The sequence below is a fragment of the Paramesorhizobium salinisoli genome, from assembly GCF_003335045.1.
Classification (GTDB): Bacteria; Pseudomonadota; Alphaproteobacteria; order Rhizobiales; family Rhizobiaceae; genus Paramesorhizobium; species Paramesorhizobium salinisoli.
The window spans coordinates 113,475-135,611 of the sequence record NZ_QOZG01000002.1 but is presented as its reverse complement, the minus strand read 5'-3'; the positions used below and the strand labels follow the sequence as shown (position 1 = coordinate 135,611).

21 protein-coding genes, 1 tRNA gene and 1 riboswitch are annotated in these 22,137 nt (G+C 60.1%); of the genes, 16 read left to right on the top strand and 6 right to left on the bottom strand.

What is annotated here, in order from left to right; translation table 11 throughout:
* The first annotated feature begins 36 nt into the window (after positions 1-36).
* Both DUT91_RS04205 and DUT91_RS04200 read left to right on the top strand, forming a co-directional pair.
* Positions 37-693 (top strand): LexA family transcriptional regulator, encoded by a 657-nt coding sequence (locus DUT91_RS04205; RefSeq protein ID WP_114439140.1) that lies wholly within the window; start codon positions 37-39, stop codon positions 691-693.
* A 2-nt stretch (positions 694-695) separates the two neighbouring features.
* Complete coding sequence (locus tag DUT91_RS04200) at positions 696-1,502, top strand: thermonuclease family protein (protein ID WP_114439139.1); 807 nt, start codon at positions 696-698, stop codon at positions 1,500-1,502.
* A gap of 4 nt (positions 1,503-1,506) precedes the next feature.
* Here DUT91_RS04200 and DUT91_RS04195 read toward each other — a convergent pair whose 3' ends face one another.
* Positions 1,507-3,162, bottom strand: a complete 1,656-nt coding sequence (locus DUT91_RS04195) for a lysine--tRNA ligase (RefSeq protein WP_114439138.1) — start codon at positions 3,160-3,162, stop codon at positions 1,507-1,509.
* Between the two features lie 185 nt (positions 3,163-3,347).
* Between DUT91_RS04195 and DUT91_RS04190 the strand changes: the two genes are divergently transcribed.
* Entirely contained in the window at positions 3,348-3,764 is a 417-nt protein-coding gene (locus DUT91_RS04190; protein ID WP_114439137.1) for a tellurite resistance TerB family protein, read from the top strand.
* 2 nt (positions 3,765-3,766) lie between these two features.
* Here DUT91_RS04190 and DUT91_RS04185 read toward each other — a convergent pair whose 3' ends face one another.
* On the bottom strand, positions 3,767-4,621 hold the full coding sequence (locus DUT91_RS04185) for a transporter substrate-binding domain-containing protein (protein ID WP_114439136.1): 855 nt from the start codon (positions 4,619-4,621) through the stop codon (positions 3,767-3,769).
* Between the two features lie 378 nt (positions 4,622-4,999).
* Here DUT91_RS04185 and DUT91_RS04180 point away from each other — a divergent pair, with 378 nt between their 5' ends.
* Positions 5,000-7,024: a glycosyltransferase family 2 protein gene (locus tag DUT91_RS04180; protein WP_114439135.1), complete on the top strand. Its 2,025-nt coding sequence runs from the start codon at positions 5,000-5,002 to the stop codon at positions 7,022-7,024.
* On the opposite strand, the gene ppk2 is transcribed toward DUT91_RS04180, so the two are convergent.
* Entirely contained in the window at positions 6,932-7,867 is a 936-nt protein-coding gene (gene ppk2 / locus DUT91_RS04175) for a polyphosphate kinase 2 (protein ID WP_114439134.1), read from the bottom strand. The two genes, DUT91_RS04180 and ppk2, sit on opposite strands and share 93 nt — an antisense overlap.
* Positions 7,868-7,992: 125 nt before the next feature.
* Here ppk2 and DUT91_RS04170 point away from each other — a divergent pair, with 125 nt between their 5' ends.
* The gene (locus DUT91_RS04170) at positions 7,993-9,288 is read left to right on the top strand and encodes an ATP-binding protein (RefSeq protein ID WP_114439133.1); all 1,296 of its coding nucleotides are present in this window, start codon (positions 7,993-7,995) and stop codon (positions 9,286-9,288) included.
* A 165-nt stretch (positions 9,289-9,453) separates the two neighbouring features.
* On the opposite strand, the gene DUT91_RS04165 is transcribed toward DUT91_RS04170, so the two are convergent.
* A complete protein-coding gene (locus tag DUT91_RS04165; RefSeq protein WP_114439132.1) occupies positions 9,454-9,990 on the bottom strand; it encodes a GcrA family cell cycle regulator in 537 nt (178 codons plus the stop codon).
* 445 nt (positions 9,991-10,435) lie between these two features.
* On the opposite strand from DUT91_RS04165, the gene DUT91_RS04160 reads away from it, so the two are divergent.
* The 5 genes from DUT91_RS04160 (at position 10,436) to DUT91_RS04140 (ending at position 15,520) form a co-directional block, all read left to right on the top strand.
* On the top strand, positions 10,436-11,641 hold the full coding sequence (locus DUT91_RS04160; RefSeq protein WP_114439619.1) for an aspartate aminotransferase family protein: 1,206 nt from the start codon (positions 10,436-10,438) through the stop codon (positions 11,639-11,641).
* Positions 11,642-11,646: 5 nt separating this feature from the next.
* Positions 11,647-12,585 carry an ornithine carbamoyltransferase gene (gene argF / locus DUT91_RS04155; RefSeq protein WP_114439131.1) on the top strand — a complete coding sequence of 313 codons (939 nt, stop codon included), beginning with the start codon at positions 11,647-11,649 and terminating at the stop codon, positions 12,583-12,585.
* Entirely contained in the window at positions 12,578-13,615 is a 1,038-nt protein-coding gene (locus tag DUT91_RS04150) for an Hsp33 family molecular chaperone (RefSeq protein WP_425373744.1), read from the top strand. Before argF ends, DUT91_RS04150 begins: the two co-directional genes overlap by 8 nt.
* 40 nt (positions 13,616-13,655) lie before the next feature.
* Positions 13,656-14,444: a PhzF family phenazine biosynthesis protein gene (locus tag DUT91_RS04145; protein ID WP_245419542.1), complete on the top strand. Its 789-nt coding sequence runs from the start codon at positions 13,656-13,658 to the stop codon at positions 14,442-14,444.
* A 137-nt stretch (positions 14,445-14,581) separates the two neighbouring features.
* The gene (locus DUT91_RS04140; protein ID WP_245419540.1) at positions 14,582-15,520 is read left to right on the top strand and encodes a DMT family transporter; all 939 of its coding nucleotides are present in this window, start codon (positions 14,582-14,584) and stop codon (positions 15,518-15,520) included.
* Positions 15,521-15,565: 45 nt separating this feature from the next.
* Here the strand turns inward: DUT91_RS04140 and apaG are convergent, their stop codons facing one another.
* Both apaG and DUT91_RS04130 read right to left on the bottom strand, forming a co-directional pair.
* Positions 15,566-15,958: a Co2+/Mg2+ efflux protein ApaG gene (gene apaG, locus DUT91_RS04135; RefSeq protein WP_114439129.1), complete on the bottom strand. Its 393-nt coding sequence runs from the start codon at positions 15,956-15,958 to the stop codon at positions 15,566-15,568.
* Positions 15,959-16,065: 107 nt separating this feature from the next.
* Entirely contained in the window at positions 16,066-17,259 is a 1,194-nt protein-coding gene (locus DUT91_RS04130) for an O-succinylhomoserine sulfhydrylase (RefSeq protein WP_114439128.1), read from the bottom strand.
* An 81-nt stretch (positions 17,260-17,340) separates the two neighbouring features.
* Positions 17,341-17,420, bottom strand: a riboswitch (SAM riboswitch).
* Between the two features lie 130 nt (positions 17,421-17,550).
* On the opposite strand from DUT91_RS04130, the gene DUT91_RS04125 reads away from it, so the two are divergent.
* From DUT91_RS04125 to DUT91_RS04100, 6 genes are all read left to right on the top strand, one after another.
* Complete coding sequence (locus DUT91_RS04125) at positions 17,551-18,642, top strand: 2'-deoxycytidine 5'-triphosphate deaminase (protein WP_114439127.1); 1,092 nt, start codon at positions 17,551-17,553, stop codon at positions 18,640-18,642.
* 79 nt (positions 18,643-18,721) lie between these two features.
* Positions 18,722-18,795: transfer RNA gene (locus tag DUT91_RS04120), tRNA-Gly, on the top strand.
* A 23-nt stretch (positions 18,796-18,818) separates the two neighbouring features.
* The gene (locus DUT91_RS04115; protein ID WP_114439126.1) at positions 18,819-19,817 is read left to right on the top strand and encodes a GlxA family transcriptional regulator; all 999 of its coding nucleotides are present in this window, start codon (positions 18,819-18,821) and stop codon (positions 19,815-19,817) included.
* Between the two features lie 67 nt (positions 19,818-19,884).
* The gene (locus DUT91_RS04110; protein WP_114439125.1) at positions 19,885-20,151 is read left to right on the top strand and encodes a DUF6460 domain-containing protein; all 267 of its coding nucleotides are present in this window, start codon (positions 19,885-19,887) and stop codon (positions 20,149-20,151) included.
* Positions 20,152-20,185: 34 nt separating this feature from the next.
* Complete coding sequence (locus DUT91_RS04105; RefSeq protein WP_200834898.1) at positions 20,186-20,677, top strand: CAP domain-containing protein; 492 nt, start codon at positions 20,186-20,188, stop codon at positions 20,675-20,677.
* Between the two features lie 104 nt (positions 20,678-20,781).
* Positions 20,782-22,128: an MATE family efflux transporter gene (locus tag DUT91_RS04100; protein ID WP_114439124.1), complete on the top strand. Its 1,347-nt coding sequence runs from the start codon at positions 20,782-20,784 to the stop codon at positions 22,126-22,128.
* Positions 22,129-22,137 lie beyond the last annotated feature (9 nt).

Genomic DNA, 22,137 nt, shown 5'->3' with positions numbered 1-22,137 from the left:
GAGGTATTTTTTCCTGTCCCTTTCAGGAAGTCCGACATGTTCTCTCATGACCGCGTATGGGCCGCTATCGACGCGCTGGCCGAGCGATATTCGCTGACGGCCTCCGGTCTTGCCCGCCGCGCCGGCCTCGATCCCACCACGTTCAACAAATCGAAGCGTTATGCCGCTGACGGGCGCGCGCGCTGGCCCTCGACGGAATCGCTCGCCAAGGTGATGGATGCGACCGGCGCGTCGATCGACGAATTCATGGCGCTGGTGCGTGGCGAGATGGAGCCCTCTTCGAAATCAGATGCCTCAGCTACCCCCTCACGCTCGATCCCGCTTCTGGGGCTGGCGCAGGCTGGCGTTGGCGGCTTCTTCGACGATGGCGGCTTTCCCGTCGGCCAGGGCTGGGATGTCGTGGAGTTTCCCTCCGCTCCCACCGATGCGACGTATGCGCTGGAGGTTTCGGGCGATTCCATGTTGCCGCTGTACCGCGATGGTGACACACTGATCGTCGCTCCCGGCGCATCCATTCGCCGTGGCGACCGCGTGGTTCTGAAGACGAGGGAGGGCGAAGTCATGGCCAAGATATTGCATCGTCAGACATTGCGCACGGTCGAGCTTCTCTCGATGAATCCCGAGCACCCCAACCGCAGTTTCGATATCTCGGAAGTCGAGTGGATTGCCCGCATCATCTGGGCAAGCCAGTAGCGATGGCGGGGCAAAACCTGGCGCCACTCGTGTTGGCTGCGTTTGTCGCCTGCGTTCTTGTTTCCGTTTTTGTCGCTCCGAGCTATGGCCTCCTGGACCATAGCGGCGGAACGGAAACCTCACAGGCAATCCTCACGGAAAATTTCGAGCTTCCCGAAGATGGGGAAGCGGTGCAGCCGACCGAAGAAATATCGGGCAGTATCGCGGAGAAAGAGCAGCCCGCTGCCCGACCGGCTGCGCCGGGCTTCGCGCTTCCCCAGGATTACGCCGATGAACCGCTGGAGCGGATCGACCCGCGCCCGCCCTTGAGCGAGTTGAGCCTCGCGCTGCCACCGCGACCGCAGGCAGCCGCAGCCGATCCCGGAGAAATCCGCTATCGGCTTCTGCACCGCCCGCTGGCCACGGCCGCCGGACGCATCGAGGCCGATGGCCATGTGGTCGAAGTGCAGGGGATCGTCATCCCGTCACCCGATGAAACCTGCACCGATCCCGCAGGTGTGAACTGGCCTTGCGGAATGCAGGCCCGCACCGCCTTCCGCGCATGGCTGCGCTCAAGGGCTGTCATGTGCCGCCTGCCCGCGACGCCGTCGAGCGCTGTAAGCGCGACAGACTGCACACTCGGCGGGGAGGATGTCGCGGCATGGCTGGTGGGCAATGGCTGGGCAAGAGCCAAGGCGGACGGCCCTTATGCCGAGCGCGCCCGCAAGGCCGAGGAAAGGCAGGTCGGCATTTTCGGCCGGAGGCCGGACAGCGCTCTGCCGGCCTTCAGCGTGTCAATGCCGCCCTCACCGGAACCGCTGCCCCGGTAAGATTTCAGGCCAGTTCGCCCGCCAGCGCTTTCCCGATGAGTGATCTGGTCTCGCCGATGCCATAAAGCGCGACGAAGGAGCCGAAGCGCGGGCCCCGTTCCTGCCCAATCAGCACCTCATAGAGCATCTGGAAGAAGGAGACCGAAACCCCAGGCCCGCCTTCCGGGCTTTTCTTGGAATGATCCTGATAACGTTCGATCCCGCGTGCCACATCCAGGATGGCGTTCTGGATGGCATTGCCGTCGCTGCCTGCAGGCAGTTCGCCAAGCTTGGCATTGAGCGCTTCGAGCGCTGCGCGCTCCACCTCGTCAGGTGCACGGAATTTCTTGGTGGGCTTCACGAAGTCGTTGAAGTAGCGGATCGCATAGCCGACCAGCGCGTCGAGTTCGGGGTTGTTTTGCGGCGTAACACCTGGCGCATGGCGCGAGATGAAGCCCCACAGCACCCCCGGGCTTTCGGCGTTCGATGCGCTGACCAGATTGAGCAGCAGAGCGAACGGCACCGGCAATTCCACCTCGGGAGGCGCGCCATAATGGATGTGCCAGACGGGATTGTTCAGCCGGTCCTTCCATTCCTGCCTGGGATAGGCGGCGAGATATGTGAAATACTCGTCCACGGCCTTTGGGATCACGTCGAAATAGAGCTTCTTCGCGGTCTTCGGCTTCTGGAAATTGTAGAGCGCCAGGCTTTCGGTCGGGGCATAGGCCAGCCAGTCGTCGATGGAGATGCCGTTGCCCTTGGACTTGGAGATCTTCTGGCCAAGCTGGTCGAGGAAAAGCTCGTAGACGAAATGCTCCGGCGCACGTCCGCCGAGAATTTCGCAGATACGGTCATAGATCACCGCATTGGTCTGGTGATCCTTGCCGAACATTTCGAAATCGATGCCGAGCGCCGCCCAGCGCATGCCGAAATCCGGCTTCCACTGCAGCTTCACATGGCCGCCGGTAACGGGGAGGGTGGTCTCGGTGCCGTCCTCGTCATCGAACGTGACCGTGCCCGCCTTGGCGTCCACCTTTTTCATCGGCACGTAGAGCACGCGGCCCGACTTTGGCGAAATCGGCAGGAAGGGGCTATAGGTCGCCTGGCGTTCTTCGCCCAGCGTCGGCAGCATCACCTTCATGATGTCGTCATAGCGCTCGGCGGCGCGCAGCAGCACGTCGTCGAACTTGCCGGACTTGTAATATTCCGTGGCGCTCGCGAACTCATATTCGAAGCCGAAGGTGTCGAGGAAGCGGCAGAGCATCACATTATTATGCTCGGCAAAGCTCTTGTAGTCGCCGCCAAACGGATTGGGCACGGCGGTAAGCGGCATGTGCAGATAGGGCTCGAGCGCCGCCTTGTCGGGCACGCTGTCCGGAATCTTGCGCATCCCGTCCATATCGTCGGAAAAGCAGATAAGCCGCGTCTTTACCTTGTCTCCGGTCAGCACGCGAAAGGCATTGCGCACCATCGAGGTGCGCGCCACTTCGCCGAAAGTGCCGATATGCGGCAGGCCCGATGGCCCGTAGCCCGTCTCAAAAAGCACGGTTTCGGGAAGGCCCGTCTTTTCATAGCGCTTGAGGATTTTCCGGGCCTCCTCGAACGGCCACGCTTTCGCCTCGGCAGCCGCCGCGATCAGATCAGGCGTCAGCACGATGTCGGGAAGGCGATGCTTGGTCATTTTGAGGTCCTGGTGTCGAAATCCTGCGCTCATGCGCACTCTGAATGGTAAATTAGCGTTCTAGGCTAATTTACTTGCTCTATGGTTATGGCCGTTCTGCGTCAATGTCCGCACCGGAATTTCCTTGCGCCGATGCCTTGGTCTTCCTAGGTTCACGGTGATTTGCAAATACACGAGGAAAAGACATGTTGAAGATTTCGCCGCAGGACGCACTTGTTTACATCATGGTCACGACCTCGGCGGCGGACACCAGGATGACCGATGCGGAGCTCGCTTCCATTGGCAACATCGTCACCCGGCTTCCGGTATTCCGCTCCTTCGACAGCATCAAGCTTCCCGATCTCGCGGCCCGTTGCTATGCGCTCCTGGAGGATGAGGACGGCCTCGACCGCATTCTAGACATCGCCCATGAGGCGTTGCCCGAGCGGCTATACGATACTGCCTATGCACTGGCAGTCGAAGTTGCGGCCGCCGACCTGCATGTGGAGCAGGAGGAATTGCTGTTCCTGCAGATGCTGCGCGATCGCTGGAACCTCGACGAACTGACGGTCGCCGCCATCGAGCGTAGCGCCCGGGTGCGGTTCCGCAAGCTGACCGCTTGATATCAGTAGAAGCTGACCGGGAAATATTTGAGGTAAAGCTCCGCCAGGACGCCCTTTTCCTCCAGGGCTTTCAGCGCGTGATCGAATGCCGTTGAGAGTTGTACATTGCCGGTCGATGCGGCGATTGTCATGCCCTCTCCGAGAAATTGGGGACCGAGATAGGGGCCGCCTGAAAAAGCGCAGCAACCTTCCGACGCCTTCCCGTCGAGCCAGAAGGAAAGCGTCATGCCGTCCCCGAAAACCGCATCGAGTTTTCCGGCTTTCAGATCGCTGAGGAGTTGATCCCTCAGCGTATAGCCGACGATGCCGGTCTGCGGGAAATAGCGGCGCAACATGGTCTCATGCGTCGTTCCTGCTATGACGCCGACGCGCTTGCCCCGAAGGTTTCGGTCGAGTGGTTCGTTCAGCACGGCTGTACGCTGCGTGACAAAGCGCGCAGGCAGACGGAGATAGGGCCTTGAAAAGGCGAACTCCGCGCGGTTTTCCGCTGTCGGCTCCAGTCCGGCGATGATCGCCTCGCCTTCGCCCGCCTCCAGCCTGCCTCGCAATTCGTTCCACGGAATAGCCTCGATCTGGCAGATGTCGATGATCGCCAGTTCAGTGCAGATGGCGCGCGCCAGGTCGATGTTGTAGCCGGCGAGCCTGCCGCCGCTGTCGACGAAATTGAAGGGTGGAAAATCCACGCTTGTCAGGAAACGCAGCCTGCGCAGCTTGGAGAGGTCTGGTTTGGCAATGCGCTCGTGCGGATCCCAGAATGCTGGAACATCCGGTTGTTTCGCCGCCGCAGGCGAGGCTGAGACACCAAGCGCGAGGCAGGCCGACAAAATCAGAGAGGAAGCAGATACTGGGAATCTCATGGGACCTGTTTGCATTCGAACCAGAGCATCGGCCCAAACCGGAATCGGCTGATGCACCGATTGATGGTGTACAGCGACTTTTATGCTCTTGAAAGGACACGCTGCGCTTGAATGTGTTCAGAGCCTTCTATCAATAAACCGGTCTCAGCGCCAATTCTGTGTAGCAATCATATTCGCCGCTGCGCATGAGTTTAAACTAAAGTTGCACTCACTAATATTAGAATATTATGAAGCTGTAACAAATAAAAAACAATTGTATTTTGCAGACACATAGATTTAATGCGGAAGTCATTTTCGAAAGGGGCAGAAAATGTCGTGTGGGGTTAGCGTTATTTTGAGTTATACGGAAGTTCTTTCCGGAATCGCATTGAAATAAGCATGTCAACAATTCAGGGCTTTGAAGAGCTCCGGACCGTGGAAACGAGCCGGCAGCCGAAGGAATATCGCGCCGAAATTCTGGTTTGTTCGGCCATCGCTGCAAGACTTTGCCTCAAGGGGGCAAGGCGAAATGCAATTCTTCAGGCTTTTACGGAAGCAACGAGGAACAATACGTCTTTTACCGACGAGGTAATGATCTCCGCCAAGGTTGGGCAGGACCAGCTCTATAAGGCGATCGCCGATGAGTTGGGGCTGAAGTTCGAGGACCGCATCGTCTCTTCGCGCATTCTTTTGCGGGAAGAAGATGTGCCGCAAAATCTGCGCGCCATCCGCCACGCTCTGGTGGCGCATGGCGATGGGCGCACCGTGCTTTTTATTGCGCCGACCATCAGCGATCTGATTGTTCTCAAGCGATGTCTTTCGCAATCGCCTGCTTTGGCTCTGCGGCTGCGCATATGCCCGCCTTCAATGCTGGCGGAGATGATGCGTCTGCGGCAGGAGAGGGGACTGGCGCAAAGGGTGCAGGAGATGACGCCACCGCATTTCTCGGCAGCCCGCGTTTTACATAGCTGGCAGGCATTCATGCTGGCGGAAACGGTATTTCTCCTGTTCGGGTCCTTTCTGTTCCACCCATCGCAAACGGCGGCCATTCTGCATATCAGCCTGACATTGCTCTTTTTAAGCTGTGGGATAATACGCCTGCTTGCCTCTTTGACAGCACGGACGCCGCGCTTGCTGCCGACGAGGGGCGCACCACCGAAGGACATGCCGGTTTATACGATCCTCGTGCCGCTCTATAAAGAGGCCGAAATCGTCGAGCAATTGCTTGATGCGCTGTCGCGGCTCCGATGGCCTGCATCCAAGCTTGATATCAAGCTCGTCTGCGAAGCCGACGATGCCGCGACGATCGCGGCGATCGAAATTCATGCGCTGCCGCCCTGCTTTGAGATCATCAAGGTTCCGCGCACAGGTCCGCGCACCAAGCCGAAGGCGTTGAACTATGCGCTGCAGTTTGCGCGCGGCGAGTTTCTCGTCGTTTATGATGCCGAGGACAGGCCGCATCCGGACCAGCTTGTGGAAGCCTGGGATGCGTTTTGCGTCGGCGGCGAAAATCTCGCCTGCCTGCAGGCGCCTTTGTTGATTTCGAACGTCGGTTCCAACTGGTTGGCCCGGATGTTCGCCTTTGAATATGCCGTGCTGTTTCGTGGGCTTCTGCCTTGGCTTGCGGGCAAGGACCTGGTCATGCCGCTTGGCGGGACCTCCAACCATCTGCGCCGCAAATGCCTGGAGATCGTCGGCGGCTGGGACGGCCACAATGTAACGGAGGATGCGGATCTCGGCATCAGGCTTGCGCGTTTCGGCTATCGCATTGGCGTGATAACGCGCGGCACATGGGAAGACGCGCCCGAGGATTACGGCGAATGGAAGAAGCAGCGCACGCGCTGGCTGAAAGGCTGGATGCAGACCTGGCTCGTCCATATGCGCGATCCGCTCCGCACATGCCGCGAGCTTGGCGCGGCCCGGTCCGCCATAAGCCTGATCTATATGACGGGCCTCATCCTGTCCGCGCTCATCTATCCCTTCATGATACTGACGTTTCTCCTGCTGTTCATGGTATTCATTGGCGGGCAGAGCTCCTTCTGGTCGCTCTACCTGCTTTGTATCGACAGCATGAATATCCTGCTTGCCTATTTCAGCTATTACGTCCTTGGATTGAAGACGCTTACTCGCGACGAGCGAAAGGCTGGCCGATATTTCTGCTGGATACCGGTGTACTGGCTGCTGATGTCGATTTCCGCATGGCGAGCGGTATGGCAATTGTTTCAGGCGCCGCATCTCTGGGAGAAAACGCCGCATCGTCCAACAGCCGGCTTCGCCCGCCGGCAGCCCGACGGCGCCCAGCCGCAAGCCATGCAGACCAGCGGCGACAACTCAGGTGCCGGGGGTCAGAAACGCCGGTCCGGAGCCGATAATGCGGTCGTCTTCGCCGCCGATCGCCTTAAGGTCGCGGCCCTTATAGGGTAGTGACAGCAGCAACCGCCTGATGACGGCGAGCCTCGCCCGCCGTTTGTCATTCGCGCGCACCACCGTCCATGGCGCGTGGGCCGTATGCGTTCGGTGCATCATCTTGTCGCGCGCTTCAGTGTAATCATCCCATCGGGCGATGCCGGCTACGTCGATCGGCGAGAACTTCCAGTTCTTGAGCGGGCTATGGCGGCGATCATGGAAACGCTCCAGCTGTGCTTCCTGGCCGATATTGAGCCAGAACTTGAAGAAATGAATGCCGTCCGTGACGATCATCTTCTCGAAATCGGGCGTCTCGGAAAGAAACGCCTCGGTCTGCGCGGGAGTGCAGAACCCCATCACCGGCTCGACGCCGGCGCGGTTATACCAGGAGCGGTCGAAGGTGACGAATTCGCCCGCGCCCGGGAAATGCGCGACATAGCGCTGAAAATACCATTGCCCGCGTTCGCTATCGGTCGGCTTGGGAAGCGCCACATAATGCGCGGTGCGCGGGTTCATATATTGCCGCAGCCTCTGGATCGCGCCGCCCTTGCCTGCGGTATCGCGTCCCTCGAAAAGGACGAGAACCCTCTCGCCGGTGTCCTGCATCCAGTATTGCAGCTTTACCAGCTCGATCTGCAACTTCTCCAATGTGTCTTGATACTCATCCTTCGGCATCTGCTGGTCATAGGGATAGGAGCCCGAAATCAGCGCATTGTCCTTTATCCATTTCGGAAGCTTTTCCGAATCGATATCGAAGACGCGCCGCTTGCCCCCGATCGTCAGCGCGATGCCGCGCTCCCCGGTTTCGGGTTTAGTGGCTTTGTCATTGTTTTTGTGTTTTGTCTTCAAAGTGTCATTCAAGGCGGCGCCCTTTCATGTAATGCGAAACATGGTACGAGGGCATTGATCTGGCGTCCAGAGGCGCATCGCGCTCTCCAGGCCAGTTTGTCCGAGCCGACCGCGGCAGGCATGTGGAACAGGACAGAATGAGCGAGATCGATAACGGCACGCAGAAATCACGAGGTCTGGCAGGGCAGATCGTAGGGCGTATTATCCGCGCGCGCTATATCCTCGCCATAGCGGTTCTGGCGTTGGCCCTGGTTCTTGTGTCGGGCGTCTCCTTTCCGGTCCTGCTGTTCCTCGGCATCGTCCTCCTCCTGGCGGTTGCCGCGTTTACGCCGGTGCAGGGACCGCAGGAAAAGCAATCCAGTCGCAGCGAAGGAATGGAAGGCGGCCTTTCGCGCATCTCGGGCGAGCGCCTTGCCGAGCAACTTCCCGATCCGATGATCCTGTTCGACGCCGGCGGCATGGTGCTTTACGCCAACAAGGCGGCGCGGGAGGCATTCCAGCCGCTGACCGAGGATACCGTGCTCTATCTCAGGTTCCGCGCGCCTGAAATGCACGGGCTGATCCAGGGCGTTATCGCCGACGGCCAGCCGCGCGCCATAGATTATTTCGAACGCTTGCCGCTTGACCGCTGGTACAAGGCCATGGCCATGGCGCTCGATGCGGGCGCCGGCAAGCAGGCATCTTTCGTTCTCCTCTTTCGCGATCAGACGGAGATGCGCCGGATCGACCGGATGAGGTCGGACTTCATCGCCAATGCCAGCCATGAACTGCGCACGCCGCTCGCCTCATTGCGCGGCTTCATCGAAACCCTGCAGGGACCCGCCCGCAATGACGAGGCCGCACGCGACCGTTTCCTTCAGATCATGCAGAAGCAGGCGGAGCGCATGGCGCGACTGATCGATGACCTGCTCTCGCTATCGCGTCTCGAAATGAAGGCGCATATCGCGGTGACCCAAAGCGTCGATCTCGCCAATGTCCTCAACCATGTCGTCGACACGCTTACGCCTCTTGCCAACGGGCTGGAGGTGACGATCGAGCGACAGATCCCCGCCGGTTCCGTCAAGGTTATGGGCGACCGAGACGAACTGATCCAGGTATTTCAAAATCTCCTGGAAAACGCCTGCAAATACGGACAGTCCGGCAAGCGCGTCATCGTGCGTCTGGAGGAAGACGGCAATTCCGCTGGCCGGGATGTCGTGGCCTCCATCCAGGATTTCGGGCCGGGCATCCCCTCCGAACACCTGCCGCGCCTCACCGAGCGTTTTTACCGGGTCGATGTGGAAACCAGTCGTGCGCAGAAGGGAACCGGCCTCGGTCTCGCCATTGTCAAGCACATCCTGACCCGCCACAGGGGGAGGCTCGTCATCCGGTCGCAGGTCGGCGAGGGCTCGACCTTCGTCGTACGCTTCAACGCGCCTGAAGGCCGAAGCTGAGATAAATTTTACAGCGCTGAGTGCTCAAGATATCCGGGAGCGGTGTTCAAGTTCAGGATTTCCGGAACCCATTGCTCTCACCTGTAACGGGGGTTCAGCAATTCCACCCCTCTGCACTGGGCCATGCAGGAGCAAATGTGCGAATTCGCCTTCAAGCCGCCTCGCTCAACGGGCGCGGCGGCGCTCCGATGCCGGCTGGAAAGCCAGTTTCGAGTGATAGGTGCAATAGGGGCCTGAATCGCCGGATTCATTGCCGCAGAAGTGGAAATCCTCGTTCAAAGGGTCGCCGACCGGCCACTTGCAGGTCCGCTCGCTCAACTGCAGAAGCGAAAGGCGACGCGAGATCGGCACCACGACGTCGGCTGCGGGCTTGAGGACCGTACGGGCCACAGCTTCCACGGCATATTCCGCCTGCAAGGCCGTCGCGCCGACGCTCTTGGTGACGCTGGTGCGAACCATCGTCTGGCTTGCGCCGGAAGACTGCACATTGCCGCGCATCGTGCTGGCAGCGGTGGTATTGACCTTCTTGCTGCGCGCCTGTGTCGTAGACGTTTTGCCGCGGCCGGAAAGCTTCAGCCGATGCACCTTGCCGATAACCGCATTGCGGCTGACGCCACCAAGCTGTGCTGCTATCTGGCTAGCGCTAAGACCCTCGCTCCACAATTTCTTAAGCAGTTCTACGCGCTCGTCTGTCCAGTTCATTGTCCTGGGCTCCAATCTCTATTTCTAATCCGGAATCCATCGCCCTGTCCGGATTGCCCCAGACAAAACTACTATATCTATCCGGATGACTAGGTCCGCCGCACGAAATCTAGTTTTTGCTAGGGGGAAACTACATGAAGGCGTGACTCCATGACAAGAGTCAGGCGGCCACACTGATTTGGTTTTTTCGGTTTTCCCCAACTTGGGTGTTGGCAGCAGGTCTTTTATCGGCTTCCCCGGTGAGGAGCATAGCGCGACACGGAAAACGACCCACCCGCTTCACCCCCGGGCTTCAATTGACATTTAAGCATTCACGCACGATATTGAAGACCTTGAGCCGCCCCGAGGGCGGCTTTTTGATTTATCCGCGCGGATCATGCATGGAAAAAGCGCGATCCGCTTTCACCAACGAGGCTATGGAGGCCCGACTGGCATGACCTCTGGCATGACGCAAGCGAACGCGCAACCGCTCTACGACACCTACAATCGTGCCGGATTGCGCTTCGAGCGAGGCGAGGGCGTCTGGCTGATCACGGAAAAGGGCGACCGTTATCTCGATTTTGCAGCGGGTATCGCCGTCAATTCGCTGGGCCATGCACACCCCCATCTGGTGAAAGCTCTGACGTCCCAGGCTGAAAAGCTCTGGCATGTCTCCAATGTCTATGAAATTCCGGGGCAGGAAAAGCTTGGCCAGCGGCTGGTCAATGCCACTTTCGCCGACAAGGTGTTTTTCACCAATTCCGGCGCCGAGGCGCTCGAATGCGCGATCAAGACCACCCGTCGCTATCACTACGTCAATGGTCATCCGGAGCGCTACCGCATCATCACTTTCGAGGGCGCCTTCCACGGTCGCACATTGGCGACAATCGCGGCAGGTGGGCAGGCGAAATATCTCGAAGGTTTTGGCCCCAAGGTCGACGGCTTCGACCAGATACCGTTCGGTGACGAAAAAGCGCTGAAGGCGGCGATCACGCCGGAGACGGCAGGCATTCTGATTGAGCCGGTGCAGGGCGAGGGCGGCTTGCGCCCGGTGACGGAGGAAAGCCTCCGGTCGCTGCGCAAGATCTGCGACGAGCACGGCCTGTTGCTGCTCCTCGACGAGGTGCAGTGCGGCGTCGGCCGGACCGGCAAGCTCTTCGCCCATGAATGGGCAGGCGTCACGCCCGATATCATGGCCGTTGCCAAAGGCATCGGCGGCGGTTTCCCCATGGGCGCCTGCCTTGCCACGGCCGAGGCGGCCAAGGGCATGACGGCTGGCGTTCACGGCACGACCTATGGCGGCAATCCGCTGGCCATGGCGGTTGGCAATGCGGTTCTCGACGTGGTTCTGGCCGACGGGTTCATCGAGCATGTGCGCGACATTGCGCGCCTGTTCAAGCAGGGGCTCGCCTCTATTGCCGATCGTTATCCCGATGTGGTGTCGGAGCAGCGCGGAAGCGGGCTGCTGATGGGGCTCAAATGCGTGGTCCCCAACACGGCGTTCATCGAGGCGCTGCGCGAGGAAAATCTGTTGAGCGTCGGCGCGGGCGACAATGTGGTGCGCCTCCTGCCTCCGCTGACCATCACGGAAGATGAAGCACGCGAAGGCCTTGCCCGCATCGAGGCCGCCTGCGAGCGGCTTTCCGTGGTCAACAAGAAGAAATCGGCGTAACAGACATGGCAATCAAGCAAGATCTCAGGCATTTTACTGATCTTTCAGCCGTTTCCGCAGAGGAATTGCGGCTCATTCTCGATGATGCGCGCCTTCGTAAGGAGCGCCTCAAGGCGGGAGGAACCGAAAAGCCCTTTGCCGGCAAAGTCATGGCGATGATCTTCGACAAGCCGTCGACGCGCACGCGCGTTTCCTTCGATGTCGCCATGCGCCAACTCGGCGGCGAGACGATCATGCTGACCGGATCGGAGATGCAACTGGGCCGCAGCGAGACCATCGCCGATACCGCGAAAGTGCTGTCGCGCTATGTCGATGTCATCATGATCCGCACCACCACCCATGATCGCATGATCGAGCTGGCGGAAAACGCCACCGTTCCTGTCATCAACGGGCTTACCGACGACACGCATCCTTGCCAGATCATGGCCGACGTGATGACCTATGAGGAACATCGCGGCCCGGTGAAGGGGCGCACCTTCGCCTGGACCGGCGATGGCAACAATGTGCTGCATTCGCTGATCGAGGCGTCGGCGCGGTTCGATTTCAACCTCAATATCGCGACGCCTGAAGGCAGCGAGCCGCGCGGCAACTATCTTGGCTGGGCGAAGGAGCATGGCGGGCGCGTCATGTCGACCGCGGATCCGGTCAAGGCCGTAGCGGGTGCCGATTGCATCGTCACCGACACCTGGGTTTCCATGGGGCAGGAGGACCGCGCGCGTGGTCACAATGTTTTCATGCCCTATCAGGTCAATCAGCGCCTGATGAACCATGCCAAGCCCGATGCGTTGTTCATGCATTGCCTTCCCGCCCACCGTGGCGAAGAAGTCACCGACGATGTGATCGACGGCCCGAATTCGGTCGTCTTCGACGAGGCGGAAAACCGTCTTCATGCACAAAAAGCCATTCTGGCCTGGTGCCTGGAAGGAGCAGACGCGCGTGGTTGAAATCTCAGGCAGTGGAGGGGACACGGGTAAGGGTAGGCTTGGCGATTTCCATTTCGCCGGCGACAATGCCGTCGTGCCGTTTCAGGTCGAGGCGCTCGACGCGCGCGGCCGTGCCGTACAACTAGGCTCCGTCCTCAACGCCATTCTCGAACGTCATGATTACCCCGAAGAGGTGGCGCGACTTCTGGCCGAGGCCATCGTGCTGACGGTGCTGCTCGGCACGTCGCTGAAATTCGAGGGCAAGTTCATCTTCCAGACGCAGTCCGATGGCCCGGTCGATATGCTGGTTGTCGATTTTCGCACACCGAAATCCGTGCGGGCCTATGCGCGCTATGACGAGGAAAGACTGGCCGAGGCCGTCGCCGCGGGCAAGGACGGACCGGAAGAACTTCTGGGGCGCGGCACGCTGGCCCTGACCATCGACCAGGGCACCTATATGCAGCGCTATCAGGGCATCGTCGCCCTTGACGGCTCCAGCCTGGAGGATATCGCCCGCACCTATTTTCGCCAGTCGGAGCAGATTCCGACCGATTTGCGCCTTTCCGTCGCCAAGCTTGTCGAGCGTGGCGCGGACGGCAAGCCGGTCGAGCAATGGCGCGCCGGCGGGCTGATGGTGCAGTTCCTGCCGGAATCCGAAATGCGCATGCGCCAGAGGGATCTCCCAGGCGGCGATGCTCCCGATAATGAGAATGGCGAAGAAGACGAGGACGACGATACCGGCTACGAGGATGATGACTGGCTGGAGGTCAAGTCGCTGGTCGGCACCATCGAAAGCTCCGAACTGACAGACCCTCAGGTGGGTACGGAACGGCTGCTTTATCGGCTTTTCCACGAGCGCGGTGTGCGCGTCTTCCAGTCGGTGCCGGTCATCGACGATTGCTCCTGTTCGCGCGAAAAGATCCACGATGTCCTCTCGGGCTTCACCGCGGAGGAAATCGACGACAGTATCGAGGACGGCAAGATAGGCGTAACCTGCGAATTCTGCTCGACGCTATACGTGTTCGATCCCCAGGAGTTCGAGAAAAAGTAATTCCGGGAAGAAATAACGGGTGGCGGGAGTGGGGAATAGAATGTCAACGCTCACGATGTATCAGGTGGATGCATTCGCCGACCGGGCATTTGCAGGCAATCCCGCTGCAGTGCTGATCCTCGACGACTGGCTGCCGGAAGGCGTTATGCAGGCGATAGCCAGCGAGAATAATCTGGCTGAAACCGCTTTCGCCCGCCCGAATGGAAGCAGTTGGGATCTTCGCTGGTTCACGCCGGTTCATGAAGTCGACTTCTGTGGCCACGCCACCCTGGCAACGGCACATGTATTGGCGACGCAATGGAATATCGACCGGGAGATGCACTTCCAGACGCGGGTCGGTGACCTGCTTGTTCGCCCTGGCGATGGCGGATATTGTCTCGATCTGCCGAGCTTTCCGCCAGAGCCTTTGCAGGAGCTTCCAGCAGCCATCGCCGGATGCTTCGGGGGCCGGCAAGTGACATGTTTCCGGAATTTTGAGAACATCTTTGTGGAACTGGCGGATGAGAAGGCCGTCCGTGCCTTCATTCCCGACCTGCCGGCGATCTCCCATATCGATCCCATGGGGCTGGCGATCACCGGGAAGGGTGAATCTCATGATTTCGTGTCGCGCTATTTCGCGCCCGGCGCCGGGATACCCGAGGACCCCGTGACGGGATCGATTCACGCGACGCTCGTCCCCTATTGGTCGAAAAAACTGGGCCAAAATCGCCTCTCGGCGTTTCAAGCCTCGGCACGAGGCGGGCATCTGGCATGCCGGCTGGTCGGCGACCGGGTGCTGATCACCGGCCGAGCCGTCACCTTCATGAAGGCGGAAATCTACCTGCCTTAGCGATCGTACCCACCTGGAGCCTGTCGGTTCGTCGTCTGGGCCAATCCGGGAAGGCGGATCGCTGGTCAAGAGCAAGAAACCGATTGCTCTTTCTCCGTGTGTTTGACAAAGGTCGAGGTTCCGGATGGGAGCCTGCTATGACCGTTGTTCCTCCAGCCAATCGGCCGATGACTGCCTTCGAATGGGGCTTGCTCCTCCTTCTTTCCTTTTTGTGGGGCGGCTCGTTCTTCTTCGTCGGGGTGGCGGTGAAGGAATTGCCGCCATTGACCATCGTGGTCCTGCGCGTCGCCCTGGCTGCTTTGATGCTTCACATCGTCATCCGCATGATGGGAATCCATCTGCCCAGAACCCGTGAAGCCTGGTTTGCCTTCTTCAGCATGGGACTTCTCAACAATGCCATCCCATTTGGCCTCATCGTATGGGGGCAGACCCAGATCGCCAGCGGCGTTGCCTCCATCCTCAATGCCACCACACCGCTCTTCACAGTCGTCGTGGCCCATTATCTGACCGCTGACGAGAAGATGAGCGGCGGCCGGCTTTTCGGCGTAATGGCTGGATTTTCCGGGGTTGCCTTCATGATCGGCGGCACCGCGATGAATGCCTTGGGGCTCGGTGTTCTGGCGCAAATCGGAATATTGGTAGCGGCGCTTTCCTATGCCTTTGCCAGCGTTTTCGGCCGTCGTTTCCACACGATGGGAATCGCTCCCCTTGCCACAGCCACGGGACAGGTAACGGCATCGAGCCTCATGCTTCTCCCGTTGATGCTCATCTTTGACCGGCCATGGACGCTGTCATGGCCTTCCGCGAATGTGGTTGCCGCGATGATAGGACTGGCTCTTCTGTCGACCGCGCTCGCTTACATCCTCTACTTCCGCATTCTCGCAACTGCCGGCGCAACCAATCTTGCGCTTGTCACCTTCCTGATCCCGGTGAGCGCGATCCTGTTGGGTGTTCTGATGCTTGGCGAAAAGTTGGAAAGCCGGCACGTCGTGGGGATGGGGCTGATCGCCATAGGTCTCGCAGCCGTGGACGGCCGTATTTGGCGTATGTTGAAGCCCAAAAGCGCCCCGGCCTGATTTTCGTACACACGGTTTCGGTCTCGCCGGTGTGGAGACCTCCGGTCAGTTCAGCGTTCGGCGCTGGTCCGGCAGGTCGAGTGAGAAGGCAGGGATTTCAATTTCGAAGGCTTTGCCGCCGGAACCCTGCATCTGGTAGCGTCCGGCCATGACGCCTGATGGCGTGGTCAAAGGGCAGCCCGAGGAATATTGGTAGGAATCGCCCGGCTCGAGAATGGGCTGTTCGCCGACCACGCCGGGGCCGCGCACCTCCTCGACATGTCCGTTCTGGTCGGTAATCTGCCAATAGCGCGACTGCAATTGCACCGTTTCTTCCGAATTGTTGGCCACCGTGACCCGGTAACCCCAGACATAGCGGTTTTCCTCCGGGTCGGACTGGTCCTCCAGATAGAACGGTTCGACGACGACTTCGATCTGTCGCGTGACTGCGCGATACATGAAACCTCTGTTGCTCCCAGCCTATCGTCCTCGCATCATGCGAAATATCGCGGAGCCGCGCGATTTCGTCAACTGGCGGAAATGCCACGTGGCCCCGGTAGCCTGCTTCAGCCCGCCGCCTTCAGTGCATGATCGATATCCTCAATGAGGTCGTCGATATCCTCGAGGCCGACGGAAAGCCGCAGCAGGCCATCCGTGATACCCCCTTCAGCGCGCGCCTCCTTGCTCAAATTCTTGTGCGTTGTGGTCGCGGGATGGGTGATAAGGCTCTTGGCATCGCCCAGATTGTTGGAAATCAGGATGACTTCGAGCGCATTCTCGAAGGCAAAAGCCGCCTTCTTGCCGCCCTTCAGGTCGAACGCAATCAGCGTCGAGCCGCCGCTCATCTGCTTTGCGATGATATCCGCCTGCGGATGGTCGGCCCGCCCGGGATAGATGACGCGCGCGACTTGTTTGTGCTCTGCCAGGAAGTCGGCCAGCTTGCCGGCACTGTCGGTCTGCTGGCGCACGCGTATGGGCAGGGTTTCAAGACCCTTCAGCAGGGTCCATGCATTGAACGGGCTCAGGCCCGGCCCGGTGTGGCGGAAATATTCGTGCAGGTTCTTGTCGATCCATTCCTTGTCGGAAAGGATCACGCCGCCGAGACAGCGGCCCTGGCCGTCAATGTGCTTGGTCGCGGAATAGACCACGACATGGGCGCCAAGTTCGAGTGGCTTCTGGAAGAGCGGCGTGGCGAAGACATTGTCGACGATGAGCTTGGCGCCGACCGAATTGGCGATCTTGGCCACCTCCGCGATATCGACCACTTCAAGCGTCGGGTTCGTCGGGCTTTCCAGGAAAAGCACCGTCGTGTTGGGTCGGATCGACTGTTCCCAATTCTCGATCTTCGAGCCGTCGATCAGCGTGAAGTCGACGCCGTATTTCGGCAACAACGTCTCGATGACATAGCGGCAGGAGCCGAACAGCGCGCGGGCGGCAAGCACGTGATCGCCCGCCTTGACCTGGCACAATATGGCGGCGGCGACCGCCGCCATGCCGGAAGCGAGCGCCCGCGCGTCCTCCGCGCCTTCGAGCGCGCACATGCGCTTTTCAAACATGTCCGTGGTCGGGTTGGCATAGCGCGAATAGATGAAACCGGGTTCCTCGCCCTTGAAACGGGCTTCGGCCGCTTCCGCCGTGTCATAGACAAAGCCCTGGGTGAGGAAGATCGCCTCGGATGTCTCGCCGAATGGCGAGCGGAGCGTGCCGCCATGGACGAGCTGCGTTGCGGGGCGGAATTTGCGTGTCGTCTTCTCAGTCATCTGTCCAACCTCGGAGCCTGACCAGCTGATCCACGATCAGTCGGCCAATAAAAAACCGGCCTTGCGAATAAGCAAAAGGCCGGTCTGGGGACCGCGGCCTTATTTAGCGAATTCTTTAACGTGGCTGCAAGCCGGCCGGCCAAATCACCACGGGATAAAAATGCTTTAGTCCTGTTGATGCCTTGCGTCAATCGCCGAGCACGGTAAACGTCTGAGCATGATCCCGAAAAGTTGCAGGCTTTTCGATAAGATCATGCGGCTAAAACAATGGCCAGATTCTTGAGGTTAGGCATGATCAGACGTGACGCGGGAATATTAGCCGACGCGGATATAGCGGCATTGTTCGAGAGTGGTGCGCTTGCGGCATCGAAGGCGCTCGACCCGGACCAGATTCAGCCGGCGAGCCTCGATCTGCGGCTGGGGCAGAAGGCCTATCGCGTGCGCGCCTCCTTCATGCCCGGCCCCGGCACGCCCGTCATCGACAAGCTCGAGCGGCTGAAGCTGCACGAGATCGATTTGACGGCGGGTGCCGTCCTGGAAACCGGCTGCGTCTATATCGTGCCGCTATTGGAAAGTCTGGCGCTGCCCGCCGATCTTTCCGCCTCCGCCAATCCGAAAAGCTCGACCGGTCGGCTCGATATCTTCACCCGCGTCATCGTCGATGGCGCGCAGGAATTCGACAAGGTGCCCGCCGGCTATAACGGGCCGCTCTATCTTGAAGTCAGCCCCCGGACATTCCCCATCGTCGCGCGTACCGGCTCGCGCCTGTCGCAGATACGCTTCCGCAAGGGCCGCGCCCAGCTTAGCGAAGCCGAACTGCTCGCGCTCCACATGGCCGAAACGCTGGTGGCGTCCGAGACGCCGAATGTCTCCGGCGGCGGTATCGCGCTGTCCATAGACCTGACAGGCAGCAAGGACGGGCTGGTCGGCTATCGCGGCAAGCATCACACCGCTGTCGTCGATGTCGACAAGCGCGCCGCCCACGATCTCCTCGATTTCTGGGAGCCGATCCATGATCGCGGCAGCGGCGAACTGGTGCTCGATCCGGACGAGTTCTATATTCTCGTCTCGCGAGAGGCTGTTCATGTGCCGCCCCTTTATGCGGCCGAGATGACCCCGTTTGATCCGCTCGTTGGCGAATTCCGCGTCCACTATGCCGGCTTCTTCGACCCCGGCTTCGGCCACACTGCGGCGGGCGGCACCGGAAGCCGCGCCGTTCTGGAGGTGCGCAGCCACGAGGTGCCGTTCATCCTGGAGCACGGCCAGATCGTCGGACGGCTCGTCTATGAACACATGCTGACGCGTCCGGGTGCGCTCTATGGCGCCGATCTCGGCTCGCATTACCAGGCGCAGGGGCTGAAGCTCTCGAAACATTTCCGTTGACGGTGCGCGGAGCACAGTTCTTCCGCTTGACAAGGGTAGCCGGCGGAGCAATCTAGGATATGCTTGGCGCGAGGCGCAAGCGGGTATGATGTAATGGTAGCCTGTCAGCTTCCCAAGCTGAACGCGAGGGTTCGATTCCCTCTACCCGCTCCAATTGCCGCTGAAGCAGGATCGGCATGAAACAAGATCGCGGACCAGCCGACACGGTGGAGATGGGCGCAGCCAACAGGCGGTTGAGCGTTGGCATTATCGTTCTGCCTGGTTTCACCCTTTCGGCGCTAAGCCTGTTTCTCGATCCTTTCCGGCTTGCAGCCGATGACCGCGACAAGAGCCGCCAGATTCGATGCGCCTGGAAGATCTGCACGCTCACAGGCGATCCCGTGGTTTCGAGCTCGGGCATGGCGGTCGAGCCGACGGCTCCGCTCGGCGCGCTCGACGAATGCGATTATCTTGCCGTCGTGGGTGGCGTTCTGCCGCATTATCGTCCTGGCCAGAATACCCTCATCGAACTGCTCAGGCGTGCCGACAAGCGCGGCAGGACGGTCATCGGCCTGTGTACAGCGGCCTTCATCGTCGCCGAGGCCGGACTTCTTGTCGACCGCAATTGCTGCGTCAACTGGTTCCATAAAGACGATTTCATGGAATTGTTCGACGGCTTCCTGGCCGATACGACCAGCCTGTTCCACCGCAGCGGCAGGCATTTCACCTGCGCGGGAGGACTGGGCGCCGCATCGCTCGCGCTTTCCATCATCCGGGCGGAAATATCCGAGGAACTGGCGCGCAAGAGCGCTTCGATTTTGATGTTCCCCTATGAGTTGCTCACATCGGAGCAGCCGGCGCTCAGCTTCAATGGTGTCCGCTCGCCATTGATCCGCAAGGCGATCCGCGTCTTTGAGGAAACGCTGGAGGATCCCCTGCCGATGGCCGAGGTCGCCCGACGGATCGGCATCTCCGCGCGCCAGATGGAGCGGGCATTCCGCCATGCCGTCGGCAAGACCGCTTTTCAGGTGCGCGAGGAATTGCGGGTCAAACGGGCGAAGGAGCTGCTTGCGACGACGGATATTTCGCTGCTCGATACGGCGATCGCCAGCGGCTTTACAGATACGCGCAGCATGAACCGGTCCTTTCTCAGGCAGAAACAGAACCCGCCCAAGACCTATCGCAACCGGGATTGATGTCTTTTCCGCCTTGCATGGGCGCCTTTCAACGCATATCTCTGCCTTTCCGGATCAGGAGATATGCATGTCTGATAAAATCAACCGTTTTCTCGGCGATACGCCGGCCCGCGTGATCGTGAAGCTTGTTCTCGTCTCGCTGGTCGTTGGCGTGGTCATGCATGCATTCGACTGGTCCCCATATGATATATTGTGGGGCGTCCACGATTTCTTCCTGCAGCTCTGGAATATGGGCTTCTCTGCAATCGAGCGCTTTGCCGGTTATCTGCTGCTCGGTGCGGCTATCGTCATTCCCGCCTTTATTTTGCTCAGAATCGTAAGCTACCGACGCTGATATTCAGTTTTGAGCATGACGGTCTGGAAGCGCGATGACGGGGCAGGGTTTTGATTTCGATATAAGCCGGCGGAAATTGCTGATGTTGGCAGGCGCAGCGATAGTGTTTGCCGCCGCTCCGTCGTTGTTGCTGGCCGATCAAGCCGAGGCCGCCGAAGATCCGACGGCGCTCTTCAACGCCATCCGCAAAAGGCATGGTCTGCCGCCGGTCGATACCGACCCGAAGCTCGAGCAGGCGGCGCTCTACCAGGCGAAGCGTATGGCGAGCAACGGCAAGATCGGCCATAGCGTCGGCTGGGGCAATGGCTTCGTTTCGCGGCTTCGCCAGGCAGGCATTCGTGGCGCTGCCGCCGAAAACGTCGCGGCGGGCCAGCGCAGCACGGCGGAAGTCTTCGACGCCTGGATGAAATCGCCGGGCCATCGCAAGAACATGCTCGATCCCGAGTTCCGCCATTATGGCCTCGCCTGGGCGACGCCTGAGAACAAGCCGCGCTACATCTATTGGGCGATGGTGCTGGGTCTCTAGAGTGGCGTTTGTCAGCAGGCCTCGGGTCTATCGGCGAAACCGCTTGGCGCTCGCAAGCGTTGATGGCATAGGTCCTGTCATCAGAACTTGCGAGCATCCCCTCCATGCATGGTCCTCAGGAACGTAACGCAGCATCCTCGCGTCCCTTCGATGTGACGCACCGCATGATCCTGGCCATCGCAATTCCCATGACCCTGGCCGCGGTCACGACGCCGCTGCTCGGCGTCGTCGATACGGCCGTCATCGGCCAGTTCGGCAAGGCGGAACTGCTGGGCGGCCTTGCCATCGGCGCTCTGGTTTTCGATTTCCTGTTTTCGACATTCAACTTCCTGCGTTCCGGCACCACCGGTCTCGTCGCCCAGGCCATGGGACGGGGCGATCTGAGGGAAGAGCAGGCGATATTCTGGCGAGCCTTCATCATCGCGGTCGCAACCGGCATATTGATGATCCTCTGTCTGCCGCTGATCCTCAACGGAACGAACTGGTTCATGGATACCGAGCCCGCCATCAGCGAGGCAATGACCACCTATGTCACGATCCGGATGATTTCGGCGCCCATGGCGCTGGCCAACTACGCCATTCTCGGTCTGGTGCTGGGGCGGGGCGAGGGCATGCTCGGCCTCGTGCTGCAATTTCTCCTGAACGGCATCAACATCGCCATGTCGATCACGCTCGGCCTGTGGTTCGAATGGGGCGTGGCGGGCGTTGCGTGGGGCACCGTAACGGGCGAGACCATTGCGGCCGTGGTGGGCACGATCATCGTCGTCAGGAAATTTCGCGCCGCGCCGCTTCCCGACCGTGGCCGCATCCTCGATGCGGCGGGCATGACGCGCATGTTCACGCTCAATCGCGACATTATGATCCGCTCCTTCCTGCTCCTGATCGCATTCACTTTCTTCACGCGCGCCGGCGCGGATCTGGGGCCGGTGGTGCTTGCGGCCAATGCCGTGCTGATGAATTTCTTTCTGGTGGCCGGTTTCTTCCTCGATGGCATCGCCGCCGCCGCGGAGCAGATCACCGGCCGCGCGGTCGGCGCGCGTTATCGCCCGGCTTTCCTGCGCGGCGCCAAGCTCACCTTCCTGTGGGGCGTATTGCTGGCCGCGGCCGTTGCCGTGTTCTTCATGGCGCTGGGAAATCCCATCGTCAGGCTGATGACCAATGCCGTCGATGTCCGGGAAGTGGCAGCGGTCTATCTGCCCTGGGCCGCGCTGACGGCACTGACGGGGCTTCTCGCGTTTCACATGGACGGGGTCTATATCGGCGCGACATGGTCGCGCGACATGCGCAACATGATGCTCCTGTCGCTCGCGGCCTTCTTCGTCGTGCTCTACGTGGTGAAGCCCATGGGCAACCACGGACTATGGCTGGCGATCAATTTCTTCCTGTCGATACGTGGCGTCACGCTTCTAGCCATGCTGCCGCGCCGCCTGCGGACAGAGTTTGCATATTAGAGCGCCGCG